The 23,728-nt window shown below is 71.5% G+C and carries 20 protein-coding genes; 12 read left to right on the forward strand and 8 right to left on the reverse strand.

What is annotated here, in order from left to right; all coding sequences use genetic code 11:
* Positions 1 to 14: 14 nt before the first annotated feature.
* Positions 15 to 1,211: an acyl-CoA dehydrogenase family protein gene (locus V1351_RS11695; protein ID WP_338748343.1), complete on the reverse strand. Its 1,197-nt coding sequence runs from the start codon at positions 1,209 to 1,211 to the stop codon at positions 15 to 17.
* Positions 1,212 to 1,297: 86 nt separating this feature from the next.
* On the opposite strand from V1351_RS11695, the gene V1351_RS11700 reads away from it, so the two are divergent.
* Complete coding sequence (locus V1351_RS11700) at positions 1,298 to 1,738, forward strand: MerR family transcriptional regulator (protein WP_338748344.1); 441 nt, start codon at positions 1,298 to 1,300, stop codon at positions 1,736 to 1,738.
* A 107-nt stretch (positions 1,739 to 1,845) separates the two neighbouring features.
* On the opposite strand, the gene V1351_RS11705 is transcribed toward V1351_RS11700, so the two are convergent.
* The 3 genes from V1351_RS11705 to V1351_RS11715 are packed head-to-tail and all read right to left on the reverse strand — an operon-like array spanning position 1,846 to position 4,954.
* Positions 1,846 to 2,688, reverse strand: coding sequence for an SDR family oxidoreductase (locus V1351_RS11705; RefSeq protein ID WP_338748345.1), 843 nt, complete (start codon positions 2,686 to 2,688; stop codon positions 1,846 to 1,848).
* The gene (locus V1351_RS11710) at positions 2,685 to 3,854 is read right to left on the reverse strand and encodes a hypothetical protein (protein ID WP_338748346.1); all 1,170 of its coding nucleotides are present in this window, start codon (positions 3,852 to 3,854) and stop codon (positions 2,685 to 2,687) included. Before V1351_RS11710 ends, V1351_RS11705 begins: the two co-directional genes overlap by 4 nt.
* Before the next feature lie 47 nt (positions 3,855 to 3,901).
* On the reverse strand, positions 3,902 to 4,954 hold the full coding sequence (locus V1351_RS11715) for an AraC family transcriptional regulator (RefSeq protein WP_338748347.1): 1,053 nt from the start codon (positions 4,952 to 4,954) through the stop codon (positions 3,902 to 3,904).
* 111 nt (positions 4,955 to 5,065) lie between these two features.
* Between V1351_RS11715 and V1351_RS11720 the strand changes: the two genes are divergently transcribed.
* The 6 genes from V1351_RS11720 (at position 5,066) to V1351_RS11745 (ending at position 14,774) form a co-directional block, all read left to right on the forward strand.
* On the forward strand, positions 5,066 to 5,974 hold the full coding sequence (locus V1351_RS11720) for an AAA family ATPase (protein ID WP_338748348.1): 909 nt from the start codon (positions 5,066 to 5,068) through the stop codon (positions 5,972 to 5,974).
* On the forward strand, positions 5,961 to 7,433 hold the full coding sequence (locus tag V1351_RS11725) for a VWA domain-containing protein (protein ID WP_338748349.1): 1,473 nt from the start codon (positions 5,961 to 5,963) through the stop codon (positions 7,431 to 7,433). The genes V1351_RS11720 and V1351_RS11725 overlap by 14 nt, the downstream gene beginning before the upstream one ends.
* 220 nt (positions 7,434 to 7,653) lie before the next feature.
* On the forward strand, positions 7,654 to 8,346 hold the full coding sequence (locus tag V1351_RS11730) for a response regulator transcription factor (protein WP_338748350.1): 693 nt from the start codon (positions 7,654 to 7,656) through the stop codon (positions 8,344 to 8,346).
* The gene (locus V1351_RS11735; protein WP_338748351.1) at positions 8,343 to 10,916 is read left to right on the forward strand and encodes a DUF4153 domain-containing protein; all 2,574 of its coding nucleotides are present in this window, start codon (positions 8,343 to 8,345) and stop codon (positions 10,914 to 10,916) included. Before V1351_RS11730 ends, V1351_RS11735 begins: the two co-directional genes overlap by 4 nt.
* Before the next feature lie 76 nt (positions 10,917 to 10,992).
* Complete coding sequence (locus V1351_RS11740) at positions 10,993 to 12,756, forward strand: acetyl/propionyl/methylcrotonyl-CoA carboxylase subunit alpha (RefSeq protein WP_338748352.1); 1,764 nt, start codon at positions 10,993 to 10,995, stop codon at positions 12,754 to 12,756.
* A gap of 80 nt (positions 12,757 to 12,836) precedes the next feature.
* Positions 12,837 to 14,774, forward strand: a complete 1,938-nt coding sequence (locus V1351_RS11745; RefSeq protein WP_338748354.1) for an MFS transporter — start codon at positions 12,837 to 12,839, stop codon at positions 14,772 to 14,774.
* Here the strand turns inward: V1351_RS11745 and V1351_RS11750 are convergent.
* The gene (locus V1351_RS11750) at positions 14,725 to 16,119 is read right to left on the reverse strand and encodes an NAD(P)H-quinone dehydrogenase (RefSeq protein ID WP_338748355.1); all 1,395 of its coding nucleotides are present in this window, start codon (positions 16,117 to 16,119) and stop codon (positions 14,725 to 14,727) included. The genes V1351_RS11745 and V1351_RS11750 overlap by 50 nt on opposite strands.
* Positions 16,120 to 16,152: 33 nt before the next feature.
* Here V1351_RS11750 and V1351_RS11755 point away from each other — a divergent pair, with 33 nt between their 5' ends.
* Genes V1351_RS11755 through deoC form a run of 5 tightly spaced genes read left to right on the forward strand, consistent with a single transcriptional unit; the run spans position 16,153 to position 20,760 of the window.
* Positions 16,153 to 16,971 carry a purine-nucleoside phosphorylase gene (locus tag V1351_RS11755; protein WP_338748356.1) on the forward strand — a complete coding sequence of 273 codons (819 nt, stop codon included), beginning with the start codon at positions 16,153 to 16,155 and terminating at the stop codon, positions 16,969 to 16,971.
* 8 nt (positions 16,972 to 16,979) lie between these two features.
* Entirely contained in the window at positions 16,980 to 18,680 is a 1,701-nt protein-coding gene (locus tag V1351_RS11760) for a phospho-sugar mutase (protein WP_338748357.1), read from the forward strand.
* 21 nt (positions 18,681 to 18,701) lie between these two features.
* Positions 18,702 to 19,319, forward strand: a complete 618-nt coding sequence (locus V1351_RS11765; RefSeq protein ID WP_338748358.1) for a uridine kinase family protein — start codon at positions 18,702 to 18,704, stop codon at positions 19,317 to 19,319.
* Between the two features lie 10 nt (positions 19,320 to 19,329).
* On the forward strand, positions 19,330 to 19,974 hold the full coding sequence (locus tag V1351_RS11770) for a YigZ family protein (RefSeq protein ID WP_338748359.1): 645 nt from the start codon (positions 19,330 to 19,332) through the stop codon (positions 19,972 to 19,974).
* A 9-nt stretch (positions 19,975 to 19,983) separates the two neighbouring features.
* The gene (gene deoC / locus V1351_RS11775) at positions 19,984 to 20,760 is read left to right on the forward strand and encodes a deoxyribose-phosphate aldolase (protein WP_338748360.1); all 777 of its coding nucleotides are present in this window, start codon (positions 19,984 to 19,986) and stop codon (positions 20,758 to 20,760) included.
* A gap of 97 nt (positions 20,761 to 20,857) precedes the next feature.
* On the opposite strand, the gene V1351_RS11780 is transcribed toward deoC, so the two are convergent.
* The 3 genes from V1351_RS11780 to V1351_RS11790 all read right to left on the reverse strand — a co-directional run bounded on the left by V1351_RS11780 (position 20,858) and on the right by V1351_RS11790 (position 23,580).
* Complete coding sequence (locus tag V1351_RS11780; protein ID WP_338748361.1) at positions 20,858 to 21,991, reverse strand: radical SAM protein; 1,134 nt, start codon at positions 21,989 to 21,991, stop codon at positions 20,858 to 20,860.
* Between the two features lie 13 nt (positions 21,992 to 22,004).
* Entirely contained in the window at positions 22,005 to 22,364 is a 360-nt protein-coding gene (locus V1351_RS11785) for a DsrE family protein (RefSeq protein ID WP_338748363.1), read from the reverse strand.
* A gap of 304 nt (positions 22,365 to 22,668) precedes the next feature.
* A complete protein-coding gene (locus V1351_RS11790) occupies positions 22,669 to 23,580 on the reverse strand; it encodes an Rv1678 family membrane protein (protein WP_338748364.1) in 912 nt (303 codons plus the stop codon).
* Positions 23,581 to 23,728 lie beyond the last annotated feature (148 nt).

Genomic DNA, 23,728 nt, shown 5'->3' on the forward strand with positions numbered 1-23,728 from the left:
GTCGCTCCCTTCGCTCAGACCGACAGACCGAGGTGACGGGCGATGACCATCCGCTGGACCTCGGAGGTGCCCTCGCCGATCTCGAGGATCTTGGCATCGCGGTAGAAGCGAGCCACGGGGTACTCCTCGATGAATCCGTTGCCACCGAAGATCTGCGTGGCGGTGCGCGTGGCGCTCACCGCCGCCTCGGAGGTGTAGAGCTTGGCGATGGCCGCGGCCTTGGCGACCTCCTTCGTCGAGCGACGACCCCGATCGGCCTCGTCCTTCAACCAGGCCGCCTTGTAGGTCAGCACGCGGGAGGTCTCGGCCATGACGGCCAGGTCGGAGATCTGGAAGGAGACGCCTTGGTTGGCCCCGATCGGGCGGCCGAAGGAGGTGCGGGTGTTCGCGTACTCCGTGGCGAGCTCGAGCATTCGCTGGGTCAGGCCGGCGGCGAGGGCGGAGATGGCGATCCGGCCGTCGTCGAGGGTCTTGAGGAACTGGCGGAAGCCCTTGCCCTCCTCCCCCACGAGGTTCCCCGAGGGAACCCGGCAGTCGGAGAAGCCCAGACCGTGCGTGTCGGAGATGTGCCAGCCGAGCTTGTCGTAGGGCTCCTCGACCGTGAAGCCGGGGGTGCCGCTCGGCACGATGATCGCCGAGATCTGCGCCCGGCCGTCCTCGCTCGTGCCGGTGCGGGCGGTCACGGTCACCAGGGAGGTGATGTCGGTCCCGGAGTTGGTGATGAAGGACTTGGCGCCGTTGATGACCCACTCGTCGCCCTCGCGCTTGGCGGTGGTGCGGGTGCCGCCCGCGTCGGACCCGGCGTCGGGCTCGGTCAGACCGAAGCCGGCGAGCGCACGACCCGCGACGAGGTCGGGCAACCACCGGTCCCGCTGCTCGTCGTCACCGAAGGACAGGATCGGGTTGATGCCCAGACCCACGCCCGCGGAGAGGGTGATGCCGATCGACTGGTCGACGCGCCCCAGCTCCTCGATCGCCACGCACAGTGCGGTGAAGTCGGACTGGACCACGCCGTCGACGGTCTCGGCGGAGCCACCCCAGCGCTCGGGGACGACGAGGCCGAAGAAGCCCATCTCCCCCATCTTGTGCACGACCTCCAGCGGCAGGTGGTGCTCCTTGTCCCACTGCGCGACGTGCGGCTCGACCTCGCTCTCGGCGAAGTCGCGCACCGCGGCGCGGAAGTCCTCGTGGTCCTGCGAGAGCTCGAACATGCCCGACCTTTCCCGGCGCCCCGGCGTCTTCGCCGACGTCGCGCCACTGCTTGACGTTGACGTCAACGTAAAGCATGATTCCCGACATGACAAGCCCGGCGAAGGGAGCAGCCCGCCCGGGGACCGGTGGGTCCCGGGGCGAGCGCGCGCCCGCGGGCCGGACCTGGACGATCCGGGAGATCGCCGACGAGTTCGGTATCACCACCCGCACGGTGCGCCACTACGAGGACATCGGCCTGCTCTCCCCCGAGCGGGTCGGCACGACCCGGGTCTTCCACCGGCGCGAGCGCACCCGGCTGTCGTTGATCCTGCGCGGTCGACGGCTCGGCTTCCCGCTGGACGAGATCGCCACGATCGTCAACCTCTACGACGTCCCGCGCGGCAAGCGCAGTCAGCTGGAGTACGTCCTCGCGCAGATCGACGAGCGCCGCGAGGACCTCGAGCAGCGCCGTCGCGACATCGAGGACGCCCTGACCGAGCTCGACGGATTCGAGCGCCGCTGCCGCGACGAGCTCGACGCCCTCTGAGCGAGACCCCGGGCCACCGATGACGTGGACATCGAGTGGGGGCGCGGCACAACCACGTCCTCACTCGATTTCTCCGTCCGGCGGCGGGGACGCCCTCCCCCGTCGCATCACCCGCGTCGCGCCTGCTGCTTGCGCATCTTCTTCTGCACCCGGCGGCCGTGGGAGACCATGAAGGGCACGGCAGCCAGCCCGAACCCCGGGAACGCGTCACCGAGGCGCACGAGCGCACCGCGCCACGCGGGGACGGCGGTGACCAGTCGGGGCCGGTCCAGCACGTGCTCGATGGCCTCGACGACGTCCTCGGGCTGCAGCAGCGTGCCGGAGAAGGACAGCGCCGCGCCCGGGTCGTCGAGCTTGTCGTGCAGCATCGGCGTCCAGATGCCGTCGGGGCAGATGCAGGAGATGTCGATGTCCTCGATCCCGGCAGCGCGCAGATCGGCCATGGCGCTCAGGCTGAAGCCCATGACCGCGTGCTTCGAGGCCGCGTAGACCCCCTCCCCCGGGACGGCGGTGATCCCCGCGAGCGAGGCGATGTTGACGATGTGTCCACCACCGGTGCCACGCATGGCGTCGATCGCGGCGAGGGTGCCGGTGATCGCGCCCAGGGCATTGACCTCCAGGGTGAGTCGACGCGTGGCGTCATCGTGCTCCCAGACCGGGCCGGTGAAGAGCACCCCGGCGTTGTTGACCCACAGGTCGAGCCGGCCGGCCAGCTCCACGACCCGGTCGCGGGCGGCCCGCACGGCGGCCTCATCGCGCACGTCCACGGCGAAGGGGTGCGCCCGGTCGCCGAGATCGGCCGCGGCTCCCTTCGCGGCCGACTCGTCGACGTCGGTGACCAGGACGGTGTATCCGCGCGCGATCAGCAGCGCCGCGACCTGCCGGCCCAGCCCTCCGGCCGCACCGGTGACGACGGCACCGGCGGGGCTCGGGTGCGGTGCGGTGCTCATCGGCGGCCCGGCGTGATGGTGCCGTACTCGATGCCACCGTGGTGGTGCGTCGGTACGACGGGCCAGAAGCGCTTCCACGGCGCGAGCTCGCTCGAGGGCAGGATCTGCAGCCAGCGCGGGTCGTCCCTGGACGGATCCGCGAGGGTCTTCTCCTTGATCATCGAGTCGTACTGGTCGAGCGAGTCCTCGAGCGTGTTGCCGTTCGGGCAGACCTCACGGCCGTACTGGCGGTGGTAGAGGCCCACCCCGGGGATCCTGGACAGCTCCGGCTGCCAGTTGTCCAGGGCGATCCCGTTCTCCGAGGAGACCCACACGCCGTCGGGGGTGTTGACGACGAGCGAGTGGTTGCCGTCGGTGTGACCGGGTGTCCACAGCAGCGCGATACCGGGCCCGAGCTCGATGTCCCCCTCGAAGGTGGCGAACTTGTCCATGTCCACACCGTCGAGGCCGTCCTCGACGTACCAGGCCCACTGCATCGGGTGCAGCGACTGCAGGGTGGCCAGCTCGCGGGTGTTCACCAGCATCTTCGCGTCCCCGAAGATCGGCTCACGGGTCCTGCTCTCGCCCGGCACGGGCGTGGAGGAGCCGAGGATCATCCGCGGGTCCTGCACGTGCAGGTGGTCGAAGGCACAGAAGTCGATGTCCCGGGCGGTCAGGCCGACCGTGGCCAGGACGTCCTGGGGCTCGTTGTAGTAGTTGACGATGACCTTCTCGCCCAGGTGGGCACCGGGGATCCTGCTCATCAGCGCCACCAGCTTGCTGAAGAACGGCGCCTCGGCCGAACCGTCGGGAACGGTCGGCTCGAAGACCAGGGTGCGCGCCCGCCCGTCCCAGTCCTCGTACTGCACGACGAGCATCCGGTTGATGATCGGGATGAGCGGCGAGTGCGGGACGGACACGGCCGTGTGGAAGCCGAATTTCACCGGGTAGGGCGCGGAGGCGATGTCCAAGGACTTCACCGCACTGACCTGGCCCTGGCCGGTGAACCGGGTCTTGTACTCGCGCGCGGCGGAGCGCACGGCCTCGAGCCGGTCGCCGCGCGGCCACACGTCGTGCACGCCCTCGAACTCCGGGATCGAGCGGGCCCCGATCGCTGCGAGTCTGTCCTCCAGCGACTGGTCGTGCGCCTGGGTCGTCATGGTGCGGTCCTCCTGTGGTGCGGGCACGGTTCCTCGGTCCCACTCTGACCCACGAGACCCGACCCGTACGTGACTCAGGACGACAGATTGCCGGATTCGCCCTGCCTCAGGCTCCGTGGGCTCGCGCCGAACCATCTGCGGACCGCCCGGCTCAGCGCGCTCTGCTCGCTGAAGCCGAGCATCGCCGCCACCTGCGCGACGGGGATGTCCGTCGTCGTGAGGTACCGCTCGGCTGCCGAGCGGCGCACGTCGTCCAGGACGAGGTCGAAACTCGTCCCCTCTGCCGCCAATCGCCGCTGCAGCGTTCGTGGGTGCACGGACAGCAGTCGCGCGACCTGCGGGAGCGACGGGGAAACCGTGCCGAGCCCGTCGGACAGGGCCCCACGGACCCGGACCGCCGTCGATCCGTGCGGGCTGGTGTAGTTCGCCGACAGGTGCGCCAGGGCGACCTCGCGGATCGACTCGTCGGCCGCGGAGAACCTCGCGTCCAGGACGCGCCGGTCGAGGCGGAGGGCGGCCACCGGTGCGTGGAAGCGGGTCGGCACGCCGAAGACCTCGGCGTAGTGCTCGATCGGCGAGATGGGCGCGTGCGGCACCTCGATCGACCGCAGGCCATCGATCCCGCCGAGCATGGCTGCGCAGATCCGTCGGAGCAGGGTGAGGCCGAGCTCCATGGCCTGGGGCGAGTACGGCGACTCCCTCAGGTCCTTGCGGTAGGTCACGGCGACGACACCGGTGGCCGCACGGGGATCGGCTTCGACGCCGATCCGCAGCGCCGGGCTGTGCACGAACATGAACCGCGTGGCGAACTCCAGAGCCTCGGCGACCGTCGAGGAGGACTCGATCGCCAGGGCCAGCGGGCCGAGGATGCCCAGATCCTGCCGCTGTGCCAGGCGCAGCCCGAGGTCCGGGCAGGCCAGCTCCTCGGCTGCGGTGTCGAGCATGAGGTCGTGGGCCGTGATCGAGATCAGTCCGTCGTCGTCATCGAGGACGGACTGCGGGATGCGGAACCGAGCGAGCAGGCGAAGGGGGTCCCCGCCCAGCTCCTCGACCAGCGGCACGAACCCGCGCAGGCTGGCGGCACGGATCAGTGCCGTGTCACCGGCGGCCGCTGCACGAGGCTTCATGCCCGCCAGTGTGCCCCTGCCCTCCCTTCGTCCCCGGCAGCCGGTGAGGTGCGGCCGGCGGCACACCCTGTGCGTACGAGGCCTGCCTGGCCGTCGGGCAGACTGGCGCCCATGACCCACACCCCCCGCTTCGCCTCCGTCGACGACGTCCGGGAGCGCCTGGCCGACCACGGCTACCTCGCCTCCGACGCGATCGCGACGACGGTCTACCTCGCGGACCAGCTGGGCAAGCCGCTGCTCGTCGAGGGCCCGGCAGGCGTCGGCAAGACCGCCCTCTCTGCGGCGGTGGCGTCCGCGACCGCGGGTGAGCTCGTCCGCCTGCAGTGCTACGAGGGCGTCGACGAGGCTCGCGCGCTCTACGAGTGGAACCACGCCAAGCAGCTGTTGCGGATCACCGCCGCCGGCGCCCATCACGACGCGAAGGGGGCGGACGAGGCCGACTGGTCCTCGGTCAAGGAGGACATCTTCACCGACGAGTTCCTCCTGGCCCGACCGCTGCTGACCGCCATCCGCAACGAGCACCGCACGGTGCTGCTCATCGACGAGCTGGACAAGGCGGACGTCGAGATCGAGGGGCTGCTGCTCGAGGTCCTCTCCGACTTCCAGGTGACCGTGCCCGAGCTCGGCACGATCCGGGCGCGGCAGACCCCCTTCGTCGTGCTCACCTCGAATGCCACCCGGGAGCTGTCCGAGGCGTTGCGGCGCCGCTGCCTCTACCTGTACATCGACTACCCGCCGGCCGATCTCGAGCGGCAGATCGTCGCGCTCACCGTGCCCGACCTCGACAAGGCACTCACCGACTCGATCGTCCGGCTCGTCGGCGCCCTGCGGGAGATGCGGCTGCGCAAGTCCCCCTCCGTCGCCGAGACGATCGACTGGGCGCGCACCCTGCTCAGCCTCGGGGCGGCCGGTGACCTCGACCCGGGGCTGGTCCGCGCCACCCTGGGCGTCGTCCTGAAGCACCAGGAGGACATCGACCTGGCCGCGGAGAAGCTGGACCTCGCCGGTGTCCTCACCTGATCCACTCGGCGCGCGGCTGGTCGACCTCGGCCGGTCGCTGCGCCGGCACGGGGTGAAGGTCGGCACCTCGGAGATCACCGATGCGGCGGCGGCTGCCCGCGTGCTCGGCCTGGCGGATCGCGAGCGGCTGCGTGCCGGGGCTGCGGCGGCGATGATGCGCCGCTCGTCCGACCGCGAGCTGTTCGACCAGCTCTTCGACATCCACTTCCCGGCCGCCGTGGGCGCCCGCACCGGCGAGGACGAGGCCCCGGAGGCGACGGACGCTGCCGGGGCCCGCGAGCGCGCCGCCGCCATCCGCGAGGACCTCGTCGAGGCGCTGGCCCGCGCCGACGACGAGGAGCTGGACCGGTTGGCCGCACGGGCGCTGGCCGAGCTCGGACGACTGTCCAACGAGGCGAGCACGGGCGGGTGGTCGGCACACCAGGCGATCGAGCGGCTTGCCCCGCAGACCGCGGTCGCCGCCGCCCTGCAGCGGGCCCGGGACGCCGGCGACGTCACCGGCGGATCCGGTGAGGGCTCGGGTGGCTCCGGGCAGGGCTCGGGCGGTGCCTCCGGCGGCGCCGGGGGCGAAGGGGGCCCACGCTTCAGTGACCGCTACGACCGGGATGAGATCCGCAGCCGGGTCGGTCACTTCCGTCGCAGGATCGAGACCGAGGCCGCCCGGCGCAATGCCGAGGTCCGCGGACGTGACCGGATCTCCCGCTACGGGGTACGGGACCCGTTGGAGCGCAAGGACTTCCTGCTCACCGGCACCACGGAGGCGGCCGAGCTGCAGGCCGCGATCGGGCCCCTCTCGCGCAAGCTCGCGGCCAAGCTCGCCGCACGGCAGCGTCGGCACTCCCGCGGGGCCATCGACATCCGACGCACGCTGCGGGCGGCGATGTCCACCGGCGGTGTCCCCATCCGCCCGGCCCACCGTCGTCGTCACCGCAGTCGCGCGGAGATCGTCCTGCTCTGCGACATGTCCGGGTCGGTCGCGGGGTTCTCCCGGTTCACGATGCTGCTGCTGCAGTCCCTGGCCGGTGTCTTCCGCCGCGTGCGCTTCATCGGCTTCATCAACACCTGCGACGACATCACCGAGCTGGTGCGCGACAGCCGCGTCGGCGAGGACATCCGCGAGCGGGTCTCGCGCGAGGCGACGATGACGCGATGGCACGGCTCGAGCGACTACGGCGCCGCCTTCGAGGACGCCGTCAGGAACCACATCGACGCCATCGGGCCGCGCTCGACCCTGCTGGTCCTCGGTGACGCCCGCACCAACGGCACCGACCCGCAGGTGGACGCGTTGCGCGAGCTCGTCACCCGCGCGAAGCACGCCGTCTGGCTCAACCCCGAGCCGGTGGGCCAGTGGGACACCGGCGACTCCGTGGCCGGTCGCTACGCGCAGGTCGTCGACATGCACGAGGTGCGCAACATCGACCAGCTGCGGCAGTTCGTCTCCCGCCTGCCGGTCACCTGAGCGGCGCACCCCTTCGCCCCTCCCCTCCACAACGGCCCCTCGCAACGAAGTGCTGCTGGCTCGAGTTCGTTGACCCAGCACCAGCTCGTGGTGCTGCTGGCCATACGAGGTGCAGCCAGCAGCACTTCGTAGGGGGAGGGGCGCGCTGGGTTGCCGATCTGCAGAGGAACTCCAGATGTCATCCCGGCGACCTCCCGGTCGGCGTCCATAGCCTGAGTGCATGACCGACACCGCACCCGCCCGCCTGCTCGTCGTCGAGGACGACCCGACGATCAACCAGGCGCTGGCCGACCGCTTCGCGGCCGAGGGCTTCACCGTGGACCGGGCCGGCGACGGGCCGGGGGCGGTGGCCGCCTTCGAGCAGCAATCCCCCGACCTGGTGGTCCTGGACCTGATGCTCCCCGGTTTCGACGGCCTCGAGGTCTGCCGACGCATCCAGGCGAAACGGCCGGTGCCGGTCCTGATGCTCACCGCCCGCGACGAGGAGAGCGACGTCCTCGTCGGCCTCGGTGTCGGGGCCGACGACTACCTGACCAAGCCCTTCCGGATGCGCGAGGTCGTCGCCCGGGTACGAGCACTGTTGCGCCGGGTGGAGCGCGCTGCCGAGCTCCAGCGGGACACCGGCGCACTCGAGCACGACGGGTTGACCCTGGACGGACGCACCCGCCGGTGCACGGTCGGCGGGGAGCCGGTCCACCTGACCCCCACCGAGTTCGACGTCCTCGTCCTGCTCGCCCGCGAGCCGGGCGTCGTGCTTCATCGTGAGCACCTCGCGACCGCGCTCTGGGGCTGGGACGACTCCAGCCGCACCCTCGACACCCACGTGAAGTCCCTGCGCACCAAGGTCGGGCACCAGCGCATCCGCACCGTCCACGGCGTCGGCTATGCGCTCGACGACGGGGCCGAACGATGAGTCGCACCGAGCCCCTCGTCGGTCTGTCCTCCATCCGCACCCGTCTGGCGGTCCTGGTCGGGGTGAGCGTGCTCGTCGCCGCGGTCGTCGGCGCCGTCGGTACCGACGCCGGGGTCCCCCTCGGGTTGGCGCTGCCCGCGACGATCGCCCTCGCCCTCGTGATCACCCGGTGGCTCGCGACCGGGATGACCACCCCCCTTCGGCAGATGACCGAGGCCGCCGACCGGATGGCTCGCGGTGACTACGGCGCCCGGATCACCACGAGCGGCCGGGACGAGGTCGGCGCGCTGGCGCGGGCCTTCGCCACGATGGCCCGGGACCTCGAGGAGGGCGAGGAGCGTCGGCGCCAGCTCGTCGCGACCGTCGCCCACGAGCTGCGCACGCCGTTGAGCGCCCAGCGCGCCCTCCTGGAGAACCTCGTCGACGGGGTCACCGCCCCCAGCGACGCCACGCTCGGCAGCGCCCTCGCCCAGTCCGAACGCCTCAGCTCCCTCGTCGCCGACCTGCTCGACCTCTCCCGCCCCGATGGCGGTGTCCCGCTCAACCCCAGCCGCGTCCTGGTCGCCGACCTCCTGACGTCCGCGCTCGACGAAGCCTCCCTCCAGGGTCGCGAGGTCACCCTGGTCACCGACGTCGAGCCGCCCGACCTCACCATCACCGGTGACCGGGCCCGCCTGGCGCAGGTCACCGCCAACCTCTTGGACAACGCCGTGCGCCACAGCCCCACCGGTGGGACCGTCACCGTGACCGCCCGGCGCTGCGACGACCAGTGGTCGCTCACCGTCACCGACGAGGGGCCAGGGTTGTCCCCGGAGCGTGCCGAGCGCCTTTTCCACCGCTTCGGTCAGGGAGCGGACGAAGGGGGTGGCACCGGCCTGGGTCTGGCGATCGTCGCGTGGGTCGCCGACCTGCACGGCGGTGGTGTCCAAGCGCTCGCTCCCGGCGACGCCGGGGCGAGGATGCGCATGACGCTGCCGATCGCTCCTCCCGCACCGGGCGACTCCGGGTCGTGGCCGCTCGCCTCGGCACGTGAGGTCGTTCCCTCTTCGCCCACCACCAGGTCCGCACCGGAGGAACAGATGACCCCCTCGACGGCGCCAACCACCACGACGACCACGGCTGCACCCCCTTCGACGGGGCTTGCGCGGTGGTGGCCGGAGCGGATCACCACACCCCGGCCGGACCTGCTGCTCGCCGCTCTCGGCGTCGGGATCGTCGCAGCGATCCTGCTGCCGGACCATGCGATCGGACTCGGGATGCTGGTCGTGCTCTCCTGCGGCGGGCTGGCCATCTGGCTCGCCTCACCCCGCCGGTCGGCCCGCTGGTCATGGTTCGCCGCAGCACTGTCGCTGCCGCTCGCCGCGACGACGGTGCTGCGTGACAACCCGGGCTTCACCTTCCTCGCCGTCGCGGTGGCCGGGGTCCTCGCGGCGACCTCCTGCACGGATGCCCGCACCGTCCCCGGCATCGTCGCCGCCGTCGCGGCGTGGCCGTTCTCGGCGCTGCGCGGTCTCCCCCTGCTCGACCGGACCATCAAGGCACTCGCCCGACGAGGGAAGACCTGGTCGGTGCTGCGGACCGCCGCCGTCAGCCTCGTGCTGCTCCTCGTCTTCGGAGGGCTGCTCGCCTCCGCCGATGCCGTCCTCGGGTCGTGGGCGTCCGCGCTCGTGCCACAGCCGAGCGAGATGATCGTCTTCCGGGCATTCACCCTCGTCTTCTTCACCGGTATCACCCTCAGCGGGCTGTACCTGGCCATCAACCCGCCCCGGGTCCACCAGGTGCGAGGGGGCACGGCACGGATCCCGATGTGGGAGTGGGCGGTCCCCCTGGGCGTCGTCATCGCGGTCTTCGTCGCCTTCATCGCGGCGCAGGCGGCTGCGATGTTCGGCGGGCACGAGTACGTCCTGCGCACCACCGGGCTCACCTACGCCGAGTCCGCGCGCGAGGGCTTCGGGCAGCTGACGGTCGCCACCGCCCTGGTGCTGCTGCTCATCGCCGGCGTGCGCGCCTGGGGTCGGGCCGACACCGTGCGCGACCGCCGGGTGATGACGGCGACGAGCGCGGCCCTGTGTGTGCTCACCCTCGTCGTCGTCGCCTCGGCGCTGCGCCGGATGGCGCTGTACCAGGACGCCTTCGGCTACACGGTCCTGCGGGTGAGCGTCGACCTCTTCGAGATCTGGCTCGGCGCCGTCGTGCTGTCCGTGCTCGTCTCGCTCCTCGCCCCGTCCCGCCGGTGGCTGGGTCGCACGGTGCTCGTCAGCGCGGCCATCGTGACGATCGTGTGGTCCGTGGGCAACACCAGCGCGTGGGTCGCCGAGCACAACATCGAACGGTGGGAGGCGACCGGGTCCCTGGACGAGTGGTACCTCGCGTCGCTGCCCGACGACGCGGTCCCGGCGATCGCCCGGAGCGCCCTGCCCGACGAGACGAAGGCGTGCATCCTGCAGGTGGGCGCCACTGCGACCGACGTCGACGACGGTCTACCGGGGTGGAACCTCGCCCGTGAGCGCGCCGCCGACATCCGGGCCGGGTACACCGCGAGCGACTCCTGCACGCTGCGTGGTCGTTGAGCGGTGGCGCCAGCGGGGCACGGCCACGATGCGGGCCGTGCGTCGCCGCGTCGCCACACGCAGTAGTCTGCCGCCCATGGCCATCAGCAAAGTCCTCATCGCTAATCGTGGCGAGATCGCCGTACGGGTTGCCCGCGCGTGCGGTGACGCCGGCATCTCCTCCGTCGCCGTGTACGCCGAGCCCGACCGAGACGCCCTGCACGTCAAGGTCGCCGACGAGGCGTACGCCCTCGGTGGTTCGACACCCGCTGACAGCTACCTCCTGCAGGACAAGCTGATCGCGGTCGCCCACGAGTCCGGCGCCGACGCAGTCCATCCCGGGTACGGCTTCCTCTCCGAGAACGCCGAGTTCGCCCAGGCGGTCATGGACGCGGGTTTGATCTGGATCGGTCCGCCGCCGAGCGCCATCGACGCCCTGGGCGACAAGGCCAAGGCCAAGCACATCGCCGTCACGGCGAACGCTCCGCTGGCCCCCGGCACCAAGGACCCGGTCAAGGACGCCGACGAGGTCACCGCACTCGCCGAGGAGTTCGGTCTGCCGATCGCCATCAAGGCGGTCTACGGCGGTGGCGGTCGCGGCCTGAAGGTCGTGCGCACCATGGAGGAGATCCCCGAGCTCTTCGACTCCGCCGTCCGTGAGGCCGTCGGCGCCTTCGGTCGCGGCGAGTGCCTCGTGGAGAAGTTCCTCGACAAGCCGCGTCACGTCGAGACCCAGTGCCTGGCCGACCAGCACGGCAACGTCGTCGTCGTCTCCACGCGCGACTGCTCGCTGCAGCGCCGCAACCAGAAGCTCGTGGAGGAGGCCCCGGCGCCCTTCCTGACCGACGAGCAGCACGCGGAGCTCGTCCGTGCGTCGAAGGCGATCCTCAAGGAGGCCGGCTACGTCGGCGCCGGCACCTGCGAGTACCTCGTCGCCCAGGACGGCACGATCTCCTTCCTCGAGGTCAACACCCGCCTGCAGGTCGAGCACCCCGTGAGCGAGGAGGTCACCGGTATCGACCTCGTCCGCGAGATGCTGCGCATCGCCGACGGCGAGGAGCTCGGCTACGACGACCCGGTCGAGCGCGGCCACTCCCTCGAGTTCCGCATCAACGGCGAGGACGCCGGCCGCAACTTCATGCCGGCCCCCGGCACGGTCACCACGATGCACGTGCCCCAGGGTCCGGGGGTGCGCTGGGACGCCGGCATCGAGGAGGGCGACACGGTCGCCGGGGCCTTCGACTCGATGATCGCCAAGCTCATCGTCACCGGTTCCAGCCGCGAGCAGGCACTCGAGCGCTCCCGCCGTGCGCTGGACGAGCTCGTGGTCGAGGGCATGCCGACGGTGGTGCCCTTCCACCGGACCATCGTCTCCGACCCGGCCTTCGCACCCGCCGATGGCGCCCCCTTCAGCGTCCACACCCGGTGGATCGAGACCGAGTTCGACAACCAGATCGCGCCCTACGGTGGTGAGATCGGCGAGGCCGCCGAGGACGGCGGCGAGCGCCAGAAGATCACCGTCGAGGTCGGCGGCAAGCGCCTCGAGGTCGTCCTCCCGGGCGACCTGGCCCTCGGTGGTGGCGGCGCCAAGAAGAAGAAGGCCCCGAAGCGCTCCGGTGGCGGCAGCGGCGCCGCTGCGGTCTCCGGCGACAGCCTCGCCGCCCCGATGCAGGGCACGGTCGTGAAGATCGCCGTCGAGGAGGGCCAGGAGGTCGCCGAGGGTGACCTGGTCGTCGTCATCGAGGCGATGAAGATGGAGCAGCCGCTCAACGCCCACAAGGCCGGCACCATCACCGGCCTGAAGGCTCAGGTCGGCGAGACGGTCAACAACGGCGCGGTCATCGCCGACATCAAGGACTGATCCCCTCGGCCGGCGACCACACCAGCGAGTCCGCCCCCGGCGCGCCCACCCGGCGCACCGGGGGCGGACTCGTCATCGCCGTGCTCGCTCTGTGCGGGACCGTCGTCTCGCTGCAGCAGACGATGGTGCTGCCGCTGCTGCCGGACCTGCCGGACCTCATCGGCACGAGCACGAGCAACGCCTCCTGGATCATCACCGCGACGCTGATCGCCGGGGCCGTGGCCACGCCGGTCATCTCCCGGATGGCCGACATGTACGGCAAGCGCCGGATGATCCTGCTGACCCTGGCGATCGTCGCCGTCGGCGCCCTCATCGGGGGCGTCTCCACCGCCCTCCCCCTCCTCATCCTCGCCCGGGTCCTGCAGGGCATCGGGATGGCTCTCGTGCCCGTCGGCATCGCCACGATGCGCGACGAGCTCGACCCCGACAAGGTCCCACTGGCCGTGGCCTTGATGAGCGCGACCCTCGCCATCGGCGCCGGCGTGGGGCTGCCGCTGGGCGGCTACCTGGCCGAGGCCTTCGACTGGCACGTCGTGCTCTGGCTCCCCGGGCTCCTCGCGGTCCTGCTGATCGGCCTGGTCCTGCGCACCGTCTCCGAGTCGCCGGTGCGCACCGCCGGTGCCTTCGACTTCCGTGGCGCGGCCCTGCTCAGCCTCGCCCTCGTCCTGCTGCTCCTGGCCGTGTCGAAGGGAGCGGACTGGGGCTGGACGGACGCCACCACCCTGGGGACGTTCGCCGCCGGCCTCGTCCTGCTCGCGATCTTCGTGCCGCTCGAGCTGCGCATCCCCAACCCGCTCGTCGACATCCGCACGGCCGCACAACCCGTCGTGGTGTCGGCGAACACGATCTCCGTCCTCATGGGCTTCGGCATGTTCCTCAACATGCTCGTCTCCACCCAGCTGCTGCAGACCCCGACGGACACCGGTTACGGGCTCGGCCTGGACGCGCTGCACGCCGGACTGTGGATGGCACCGTCCGCCGTGGCCTTCGGCGTGCTCGCGCCGGTGTCCGGGTGGGTGACGCGTCGCTTCGGTCCGGAGCTGGCGATCGGCATCGGCAGCGCGATCATGGCCGTGTCCTACCTGGCTCGCATCCCCTTCAGCGACTCGGTGGCGCTCGTCGTCATCGGCACGCTCGTCGTGACCGTCGGCACGGCGCTGGCCTACTCGGCGCTGCCGACGCTGATCATGCGCTCCGTGCCCGTCACCGAGACCGCTGCCGCCAACGGCCTGAACACCCTCCTGCGCTCGGTCGGCACCTCCACGGCCAGCGCGGTCACCGCCGCGGTCTTCGCCGCGACGATCACCTCCGGCACGGGCGGCTACCCGACCTTCGGCGCGATGACGCTGATGTTCGTCCTGGCCGGCGTGGGCTCGGGCATCAGCACCGTGCTCATCCTGCCCTTCCTGCGTCGTCGTGCGGCCGAGGGTGACGACCAGCCCACCGAGCGGCTCACCGCCGACCACGTCGTCCACGGCCGGGTCGAGGATGCGAAGGGGGTCGGGGTCTCGGGCGCGATCGTCACCGTCATGGGCGGTCGGGGCAGCCATGTCGACTGGGCGCGTACGGACTCGGCCGGTGACTTCAGCGTCGCCACCGCAGGCCCGATCCGCCACCTCTTCGTCGTCTCGGCGGAGGGATGGTCACCCGCGTCGATCTATGCCGACCTCTCCGACGACCGGGGGCTGGCTCCCTTCGTCCTGAGGAACCGACTGACCGTCCAAGGCCTGGTCACCGATCCGCAGGAGGTGCCCACCGCAGACGCCTCGGTCGTCATCACCAAGCGGACCGGCGGGTCGGTCTCGTGGGTGCGAACCGACGCGGAGGGCCGCTACGTCCTGCCCCTCCCCCACGAAGGGGTCTATGACCTCACGGCGGTGCACCGTGCGACGGGGGCGACCACCAGCCGTGTCCTCATGGTCGGCGGACGCTCGGTCGAGGTGGACCTCCGGCTGCAGGAAGCCGCGATCAGTGCGACGGGTGCAGCCGCCGGGCCGCCTCGGCGAGCGTCCCGGTGAGGGAGGGGTAGACGGTGGAGCTGGCGGCCACCTGGTCGACCGACAACCGGTTCTGCACCGCGATGGAGACCGGGAAGATCAGCTCCGAGGCGCGGGGCGCGACGACCACACCGCCGAGAACCGTCCCGGTGCCGCGGTAGGCGAAGAGCTTGACGAAACCCTCGCGGATGCCGAGCATCTTCGCCCGCGGGTTGCGCGAGAGCGGCATCATCACGGTCTCGATGTCCGGGTCGTCCGCCTCGGCGGCGCTGACCCCGACGGTCGCGATCTCCGGGTCGGTGAAGACGTTGCTGGCCACGGCCGACATCCGCAGCGGGGTCACCGCGTCCCCGAGGGCGTGCGCCATCGCCGTGCGACCCTGCACCGCGGCGACCGAGGCCAGGGCGAACACGCCGGTGCAGTCGCCCGCTGCGTAGATCCCGCGGACCGAGGTGCGCGAGACGCGGTCGGTGACGATGTGCCCCGAGTCGCTCAGCTCGACGCCGAGCTCGGCCAGACCGAGGTCGGCGGTCCGCGGGACGGCACCGACGGCGATGAGCACGTGGCTACCCCGGACCTCCCGACCGTCCTCGAGGGTGACGACGACGCCCTCGCCCTCACGCCGGGCGCCGGCCATCCGGGAGCGATTGAGGATCGTCATCCCGCGCCGGCGGAAGACGTCCTCGATGACCGCGGCCGCGTCCTGGTCCTCCTGGGGCAGCACCAGGTCGCGGGAGGAGACGAGGGTGACGTCGCTGCCGAGACCGAGGTAGGCCTGCGCGAGCTCGGCGCCGGTGACTCCCGATCCGACGACGATGAGCCTCTCCGGCAGCTCCGGCAACTGGTAGATCTGCTGCCAGGTGAGGATCCGCTCCCCGTCCGGCACGGCGGAGTCGAGTACCCGCGGAGTGGCGCCGGTGCTGACGAGGACGACGTCGGCGTCGATCACCTCGGTCGCGTCGTCGGTCTCGACGACGACCCGGCCGGGGGTCTCCAGCCGACCGCGCCCGGCGAGGACGCGCACGCCGACCTCGGCCAACCGGGTCGAGATGTCCGCCGACTGGGCGGCCGCCAGGCCCAGGACGCGCTGGTTGATGCTCGCGAGGTCGGCGACCGGGTCGGTGGCCGGGTCACCGTCCTCGTCCTCGAGGTGCACCCCGAGCTCGGAGGCGATCTCGATGCCGCCGAGGTAGTCGGCGGTCGCGATCAGCGTCTTGCTGGGGACCGCGTCGGTCAGCACCGCAGCGCCACCGATGCCGTCCCGGTCGATGACGGTGACGGTCGCACCGAGCTGGGCGGCCACCAGAGCCGCCTCGTAGCCGCCGGGGCCACCGCCGAGGATCACAACTGAGCTGCTACGTGTCACGCCCCCATCCAACCACCCTTGTACATTGCGGATGTGACCCAGCACAGCGCAGACCAGGACCCCTTCGCCCTCGCCCGCGACGCCGCGGCGGTCATCGCCGAACGCACCGGCGTCGGCACCCATGACGTCGCCCTCGTCCTCGGCTCCGGCTGGGGGCAGGCCGCCGACCTCGTCGGCGCGACCGAGGCCGCCTTCGACCAGACCGACGTGCCCGGGTTCGCCGCTGCCACCGTGGCGGGCCACTCCGGGCAGGTGCGCTCGGTGGACATCGCCGGGTCCGGTCGTCGGGCGCTCGTCTTCGGTACCCGCACGCACTTCTACGAGGGGCGGGGAGTGCGCGCCGTCGTCCACGCGGTGCGCACCGCTGCCGCTGCCGGGTGCCGCACGATCGTGCTGACCAACGGGTGCGGCGGACTGCGACCCGAGTGGGCCCCCGGCACCCCGGTCCTGATCAGCGACCACCTGAACCTCACCGCGAGCTCACCGGTCGAGGGCGCGAACTTCGTGGACCTCACCGATCTGTACAGCCCGCGCCTGCGGGACCTCGCCCGCGAGGTCGACCCCTCACTCGGCGAGGGCGTGTACGCGCAGTTCCGCGGCCCGCACTACGAGACGCCGGCCGAGGTGCGCATGGCAGGAGTCCTCGGTGCCGACCTGGTCGGGATGAGCACCACGCTCGAGGCCATCGCCGCCCGCGAAGCCGGGCTGGAGGTGCTCGGCGTCTCGCTGGTGACGAACCAGGCTGCCGGCATCAGTGAGACGCCGCTGGCGCACGAGGAGGTCGTTGCCGCCGGCCGGGCGGCCGCCGACCGGTGCGGTCGCCTGCTCGCCGACATCGTCGGCCGGATCTGAGGCCGCGCATGGAGCACCGCGGGCGGCACAGCACCCCTTCCCCCGTCGACGACCTGCGGCAAGCCGCTCACGAGTGGGCCGTCGACGACCCGGACCCGCAGACCCGTGCCGAGCTGGAGGCGGTCATCACTGCCGCCGAAGGGGGTGACCCCGCCGCGGTCGCCGACCTCACCGACCGCTTCACCGGCCTTCTGCAGTTCGGGACGGCCGGCCTGCGCGGCGCTCTCGGCGCCGGTCCGAACCGGATGAACCGTGCCGTCGTCATCCGGGCCGCTGCCGGCCTCGTCGCCCACCTGCGGCAGGGGACGGAGACCCCCTTCGTCGTCATCGGCCGGGACGCCCGGTACAAGTCCGACGCCTTTGCCATCGACACCGCCGCCGTGGTCACCGCAGCCGGTGGCCGCGCAGCGCTCCTGCCGGAGCCGTTGCCGACACCGGTGCTCGCGTTCGCCATCCGCCACCTCGGCGCGGACGCCGGGGTCATGGTCACGGCCAGCCACAACCCGCCCCAGGACAACGGCTACAAGGTCTACCTCGGCGACGGCAGCCAGATCGTGCCCCCGGTCGACGAGCAGATCGCTGACCGGATCACCCGGGTCGAGTCCGTCGCGTCCGTGGCGCGGGCCGAGTCCGGGTGGGAGGTGCTCGGGGACGAGATCGTCGAGGCCTACCTCACGGCGATCACTGCCGTCGTGGCCCCCGACACGCCTCGTGACGTGCGGATCCTGCACACCTCCCTGCACGGCGTCGGGGACGTCACGGTTCAGCGGGCCTTCGCCCGCGCCGGCTTCCCCGAACCGCGCCGGGTGCCCGGTCAGGCGGAGCCCGACCCCGACTTCCCCACCGTCAACTTCCCGAACCCGGAGGAGGACGGCGCTCTTGACCTCGCCCTCGCCGCGGCCCGGGAGGCCTCCCCCGACCTCGTCATCGCCAACGACCCCGACGCCGACCGGTGCGCCGTGGCGGTACCGGACGCCCAGGTCGACGGCGGGTGGCGGCTGCTGCGCGGCGACGAGCTCGGGGCCCTGCTCGCCTCGCACCTGATCATGCGTGGCGTCCCCGAAGGGCGCCGGATGGCCAACTCCATCGTCTCCTCACGCCTGCTCGCGGCGATGTGCGAGCTGGCGGGGGTGCCCCACGAGGAGACCCTGACCGGGTTCAAGTGGATCGCGCGCGTACCCGACCTGCACTACGGCTACGAGGAGGCGCTCGGCTACTGCGTCGCCCCGGACCTGGTCAAGGACAAGGACGGCATCTCGGCCGCCCTGCTCATCGCGGAGCTCACCGCCGTCCTCAAGGCCGAGGGGCGGTCGCTGCAGTCCGTCCTCGACGACCTGCACACCCGGCTCGGGGTCCACGCGACCGATGCCCTCTCCGTCCGGGTGAGCGACCTGACCGACCTCGGGGTGCTCATGGACCGCCTGCGGGCTGCCCCACCGGTGGAGCTCGCCGGTTCACCCGTCACCGACGCGGACGACCTCTCGCTCGGCGACGGCCGACTGCCACCCACGGACGGGTTGCGGTATCTCCTGGCGGACGCGACCCGGATCATCGTGCGGCCCTCGGGTACGGAGCCGAAGCTGAAGGTCTACCTCGAGGCGATCGAACCGGTCGACCGCCACGAGGATCTCGCTGCCGCACGCGAGCGTGCGGCGGCGCGTCTGGCCGCCGTGCGCGCCGCGATGGAGCGGCTCACCGCCCTCCCCTGACCGGTCGTAGACTCTCCCGCTGTGAGTGCGCCCGACCAGACCCCAGCCACCGGGCGGGTCGTCGTCCTCGCCGGCCCGAGTGGCTCGGGCAAGTCGCGCCTCGCCGACCGTCTGAGCCGAGCCCACGGGTGGCCGATCGTGCGTCTCGACGACTTCTACAAGAGCGCCGACGCCCCTGGACTGCCGCGAAGCGACGAGCTGGGGATGGTCGACTGGGACCACCCGGACAGCTGGGACCAGGATGCGTCCGTCTCGGCGCTCTCTCGACTGCTCGAGCAGGGCACGGCGTCCATGCCGATCTACGACATCAGCACCTCCAGCACTCTCGGAGAGCACACCGTGACGGCCCGTCCCGAGGACCTGGTCGTCGCCGAGGGGATCTTCGCGGCCGAGGCCGTCCCCGCACTGCGTGCGGCTGGACTGCTGCACTCCGCGTGGTGCATCCGCCACCACCGCTGGCACACCTTCGTGCTGCGCCTCGTGCGAGACCTTGCCGAGCGGCGGAAACCACCGCTGACGCTGATCCGACGGGGGCTGGTGCTCACGCGCGAGGAGCCTCGGGTCGTCGCGCGCCACGTCGCCCTCGGGGCCAGGGTCGCCTCTCCGAGGCAGGCCGAGCAGATCCTCTCCCGGATCTGAGGAGCGCCCGATGTCCCCGACGTCCTACCGCACCATCGCCCGCGACGGCGAGGCGGAGATCGAGGTGAAGCGCTCCCGCTTCCGCTGCACGCTCGCGCGGGTCGAGTCGCAGGACGCTGCACGCGCGGTCGTGCAGAGGGTGCGCAAGGAGCACTGGGACGCCCGACACCACTGCTCGGCCCTCGTGATCGGTCCTGGTGGCGAGCTGCACCGCTCCTTTGACGATGGCGAACCGTCCGGCAGTGCGGGGGCGCCGATGCTGGAGGTGCTGCGCGGGCGGGAGGTCAGCGACGTCGTCGCCGTCGTCACCCGGTGGTTCGGTGGGGTCCTGCTGGGTACCGGCGGGTTGGCCCGCGCCTATGGTGACGCGGTCAGAGTCGCTCTGGATTCGGTGGACACGATGCCACGGTCACTGGCCCTCGAGTACGAGCTGGCTGTCTCCCACTCCGAAGCGGGCCGCATCGAGAACGATCTGCGCTCGCGCGGGGTCCGGATCCTCGAGACCACCTACGCCACCGAGGTGACGCTGCGACTCGGCGTACCGGCCGACCGAGCAGGTGCGCTCGCTCCCACCGTGGCGGAGCTCACCGCGGGCTCCGGCCGCCTCGTCGAGGTCGGCTCGCGCTGGGTCGATCGGCCCTCGGGGCAACCGTAGGATCGAGGCATGACGCGTCCCCCCTTCACCCCCGGCAGCACCCTGACCGTCCAGGACGTCGCCGACCTCATCGACCACGCCCTGCTCAAGCCCGAGCTGACGCCCGACGAGGTCGCCGCCTCCGTCCGCGAGCTCGCCGGGCAGCACATCTGGAGCGTCTGCGTGCGACCCGGCGACGTGGTCCTGGCTGCCGCGACCATCGCCGAGGTCGCGGACAGCCCGACACGGGTGTGCACCGTGATCGGCTTCCCGCACGGGACGACGTCCACCGCCGCCAAGGTGGCCGAGTCCCGCCAGGCCCTCGCCGACGGTGCGACCGAGCTGGACATGGTGCTCAACATCGGCCGGTTGCGCGGCGGGGACCTCGCGTCGGTGCGCGACGACATCGCGGCGGTGGTCGAGGTCGGCCACGGGGCAGACGCGCTGGTCAAGGTCATCTTCGAGACCGCCCTGCTCGACGAGACCGCGAAGATCGACGCCTGCCGGGCCAGCGCTGAGGCGGGTGCCGACTTCACGAAGACCGCCACCGGCTTCGCGGGCGGTGGCGCCACACTCGCCGATGTCGCCCTCATGCGGGAGCACACCCCGGCGCGGATGGAGGTCAAGGCCTCCGGCGGGGTGCGCGACATCCCGACCCTGCTGGCGATGCTCGCGGAGGGAGTCACCCGCATCGGCACCTCGAGCACGGAGAAACTGCTCGCCGAGGCCGGCGATCCCGGGCCGGGCGGGCTCGTCGTCCCCGAGCCCGGTCGACGCGGAGGCCCCGCCACCCCCGACGGCTACTGAGACACTCGCGGCGGTGCTGGTCCACCTCCGGCATCCCGACGGGCGGCCGGGCACCGGATGTCCCTCGGCCTCCGTCCGGCGAGGTGAAGCAGAGTTCTCAGGTGCAGCGGAAGACGGCTCGCCCGTGAGAACCGTTGGCGGCCTGGACGGCGACGACGTCCCGGACCACATCGAAGACGTGCTTGAGTGGGAGCGGTGTGTCGGCCACCTGCAGGTGTCGGTTGGTGACTCCGACCGGGTGCCACCAGGCACCGTCCGCGGCCAGGGTGGGCTCGGGCTCGATGGAGTCGAGGGTGATCTCCACCCCCTTCGCCGCGTAGCCCTCTTGGGCAACGGGACGGACCAGGCGGTCCTCCTCCGCGACCCCGAGGGAGGCCAGGGTGCCCAGGAGGTCTCCGGCTGCGGGAGCGTCCTCGGGCAGGTACGTCGCGGCCACCCGGACACGGAACCCGAGTTCGCGGGCCAGCTGGATGCCCTCGAGGGCGCGCCGGTGCGAGCCGGCACCACGCTCCCGGTCGTGCAGCTGCGGACCGGCCGAGTCCAGACTGATCTGCAGCGTGACCCGGTCCCGGTCGAAGGACTCCAGGACCTCACGACGCCGGCCACGCCCGTAGACCATCGCATTGGTCAGCAGGGTTACCGGCACGTGCGCAGCGGTGCGGGCCACGAACGCGCCGAGGTCAGGATGCAGGAAGGGCTCACCACCGGTGATGAGCAGCTCCCGCCCTCCCTGCTGGGCGAACTCTGCTGCCGCACTCGCGGCGGTCTCGACCGGCATCAGGCGCTGGTCGGCACGCGGTGAGGACGCGGCACAGCAGTAGGTGCACGCCAGGTTGCAGTGGAAGTTCGAGTACAGCCACAGCCGGGTACCCACGGTTGCGGGCGCCGCGGAAGAGTACTCGACGTCCGACGCGACGGTGCGGTCGCCACCACCAGGGGCCGTCCGGCCACGCTCGATCCACAGACGCCAAGGGCCGGGGTCGGCGTCGGCTGTGTCATCGACGACCGCAAGCAGGTCGTGGCCCGCCAAGCGGGCCCACGCGGGCAGATCGGCGAGCACCGACCCCTCGTTGGTGTACAGGAGCAGCACGGCGCCCTCGTCGATGCGCCGCATGCGAGACGTGATGGCAAGCAGCAGACCGCTCCCGCAGTCCTGGTCACCGCCGTCGTACTCCAGGGCGACAGTCCGGGTGGGAGCATCCCGGGGCGGCAGCGCCGTGCGCTCTGGCATCAGACGCCTGGCCCTAGAAGGACAACGACGACGCGCCGTCGGCCAGCAACGCCACCAGCGAGGCCCCACCGACGATGGTCGCACCTTCGATGAGGTCCTCCTCGCCGATCCCACGCTTCTTGGCGCACGGACTGCAGACCAAGAAGGTGCCCCCAGCCTCGATGTAGCTGGAGACCAGCTCCGACATGGGTGCGAAGCCCTCCTCGTGCAGGGTGTCGGCGACTCCCGTGACGGCGAGTCGGGTGCCCTCGGACGACAGGAAGACCGTGGTTTCCTGCGATGAGGCGACGGAGGCGCCGGCGATGACGATGGCGACGCTGGTGCGGTCGACGTCGTCGACCGAGTGGGTCAGGTTGATGATGAGTCCGTTCATGGTGGTTCCTCTCGTGGGTGAGCCTGGGGCGGAGCCGGATCCGGACGCCGAAGTCGTGCCTGTGAAGTGCTGCGCGGCCGGTCGGAGAGCCGGATGTCGAAGTGGGCACGACCTCCGGCGGTGAGGCCCTGTCCGAGGTAGCGATGCCCCGTGAGGTGGCACCAGGCCGGCAGATCGATGGGCGCTGCTGGATCTGTGGCCAGGAGACGCAGCGTGCTGCCGGGAGCGAGCGTGCGGCTGCGTGCAGCCAGGACAAGCAGGAGTTCCCCGCAGCCGCGGTCGCCGCCGTCGACGACGTGGATGCTCATCGTGCAACCGACGGCGATGCGGGCTGCTGACGGCTGTGCGTGGTTGCCGCGGACGTCTGCCGTGTGACCGCGAGCGCCACGACGGCGAGGCAGAGCAGGAATCCCGCTGAGGTGGTCGTGCCGCCGAGCACCGGGTCGCTGAACCCCACCTGGATGTACAGCGACAGCGCCGCCACCGTCGCGGTGACCGCTGCCCCCATGGCCGTCGCACGACCGCCCGCACCTGAACCAGGTCTCGAGGCGGCGAGCAGCAGGACGCCGATGAGCAGGAGCACGAGGCCGCCCCCGAGGTTGTAGGCCCCCAGGCTGACGGACGGGTCGCTCGAGCCGACCTCGTAGCCGCTGGCCGCCAACGGGTCATCGAGCGACCCCACGACCGCAACCAGGCCGACGAGCATCGCCAGCACTCCCCACGACCGGAGCACGGGGATACCCCGGGACAGCCCCGCACGGATGGCATCCGTGGACAGCACCCTGCCGGCGGAGCTGAACAGGATCATCAGGTGGGCGCCGATCATCAACCAGTAGGACCAGGGCCACTCGGCAGGCGCGTAGGCGACCGAGAGCGCGATGGCGACCGATTGAGCGATTCCCACCGCAGCCGCCACTCGGACCCAGGTGCCGGTCAGGAGCATGACCGCCAGACCGGTCTCAACGACGAGCACGACCCATCCGAAGGCCTGGAAGTGGGGCAGGACGGCGTGCTCGACCACCCAGCTGAACGGAGGAAACACCGGGTCGCTGACGGCGTAGCCGGTGAATTTGAAGAGGCCGTTGCCCGCCTCTTGGCCGAAGTCAGGCGCCCGCTTCCACGCCACGTTGTACAACCACATCAGGCCGAGCAGCACCCGCAGGGCGGCCGCCGCCCGTGCGCTTCCGATGGGCGCCTTGTCGACTGCTGGGCTCACCAGCCACCGGAGTCCCGTGTGCGCCAACTTCCTCACCTGGTCCTGTCCGAGCGCCGGCCGAACGGCCCGTGGACCCGGACCCCCACGACGACGCGATGGAACGTGCAGTGTGTGGCATGACTCACACTACCGGTCCGTGCAAGGTCAA

Source organism: Janibacter sp. A1S7, assembly GCF_037198315.1.
Lineage (GTDB): Bacteria > Actinomycetota > Actinomycetes > Actinomycetales > Dermatophilaceae > Janibacter > Janibacter alittae.

What these genes read in the sequence shown, in the direction of transcription:
- V1351_RS11700 (WP_338748344.1), top strand. Translation starts at nt 1,298, where the DNA reads ATGACAAGCCCGGCGAAGGGAGCAGCCCGCCCGGGGACCGGTGGGTCC.
- V1351_RS11715 (WP_338748347.1), bottom strand. Translation starts at nt 4,954, where the DNA reads ATGAAGCCTCGTGCAGCGGCCGCCGGTGACACGGCACTGATCCGTGCC.
- deoC (WP_338748360.1), top strand. Translation starts at nt 19,984, where the DNA reads ATGACGCGTCCCCCCTTCACCCCCGGCAGCACCCTGACCGTCCAGGAC.
- V1351_RS11730 (WP_338748350.1), top strand. Translation starts at nt 7,654, where the DNA reads ATGACCGACACCGCACCCGCCCGCCTGCTCGTCGTCGAGGACGACCCG.
- V1351_RS11695 (WP_338748343.1), bottom strand. Translation starts at nt 1,211, where the DNA reads ATGTTCGAGCTCTCGCAGGACCACGAGGACTTCCGCGCCGCGGTGCGC.
- V1351_RS11780 (WP_338748361.1), bottom strand. Translation starts at nt 21,991, where the DNA reads ATGCCAGAGCGCACGGCGCTGCCGCCCCGGGATGCTCCCACCCGGACT.
- V1351_RS11770 (WP_338748359.1), top strand. Translation starts at nt 19,330, where the DNA reads ATGTCCCCGACGTCCTACCGCACCATCGCCCGCGACGGCGAGGCGGAG.
- V1351_RS11760 (WP_338748357.1), top strand. Translation starts at nt 16,980, where the DNA reads ATGGAGCACCGCGGGCGGCACAGCACCCCTTCCCCCGTCGACGACCTG.
- V1351_RS11705 (WP_338748345.1), bottom strand. Translation starts at nt 2,688, where the DNA reads ATGAGCACCGCACCGCACCCGAGCCCCGCCGGTGCCGTCGTCACCGGT.
- V1351_RS11735 (WP_338748351.1), top strand. Translation starts at nt 8,343, where the DNA reads ATGAGTCGCACCGAGCCCCTCGTCGGTCTGTCCTCCATCCGCACCCGT.
- V1351_RS11720 (WP_338748348.1), top strand. Translation starts at nt 5,066, where the DNA reads ATGACCCACACCCCCCGCTTCGCCTCCGTCGACGACGTCCGGGAGCGC.
- V1351_RS11740 (WP_338748352.1), top strand. Translation starts at nt 10,993, where the DNA reads ATGGCCATCAGCAAAGTCCTCATCGCTAATCGTGGCGAGATCGCCGTA.
- V1351_RS11785 (WP_338748363.1), bottom strand. Translation starts at nt 22,364, where the DNA reads ATGAACGGACTCATCATCAACCTGACCCACTCGGTCGACGACGTCGAC.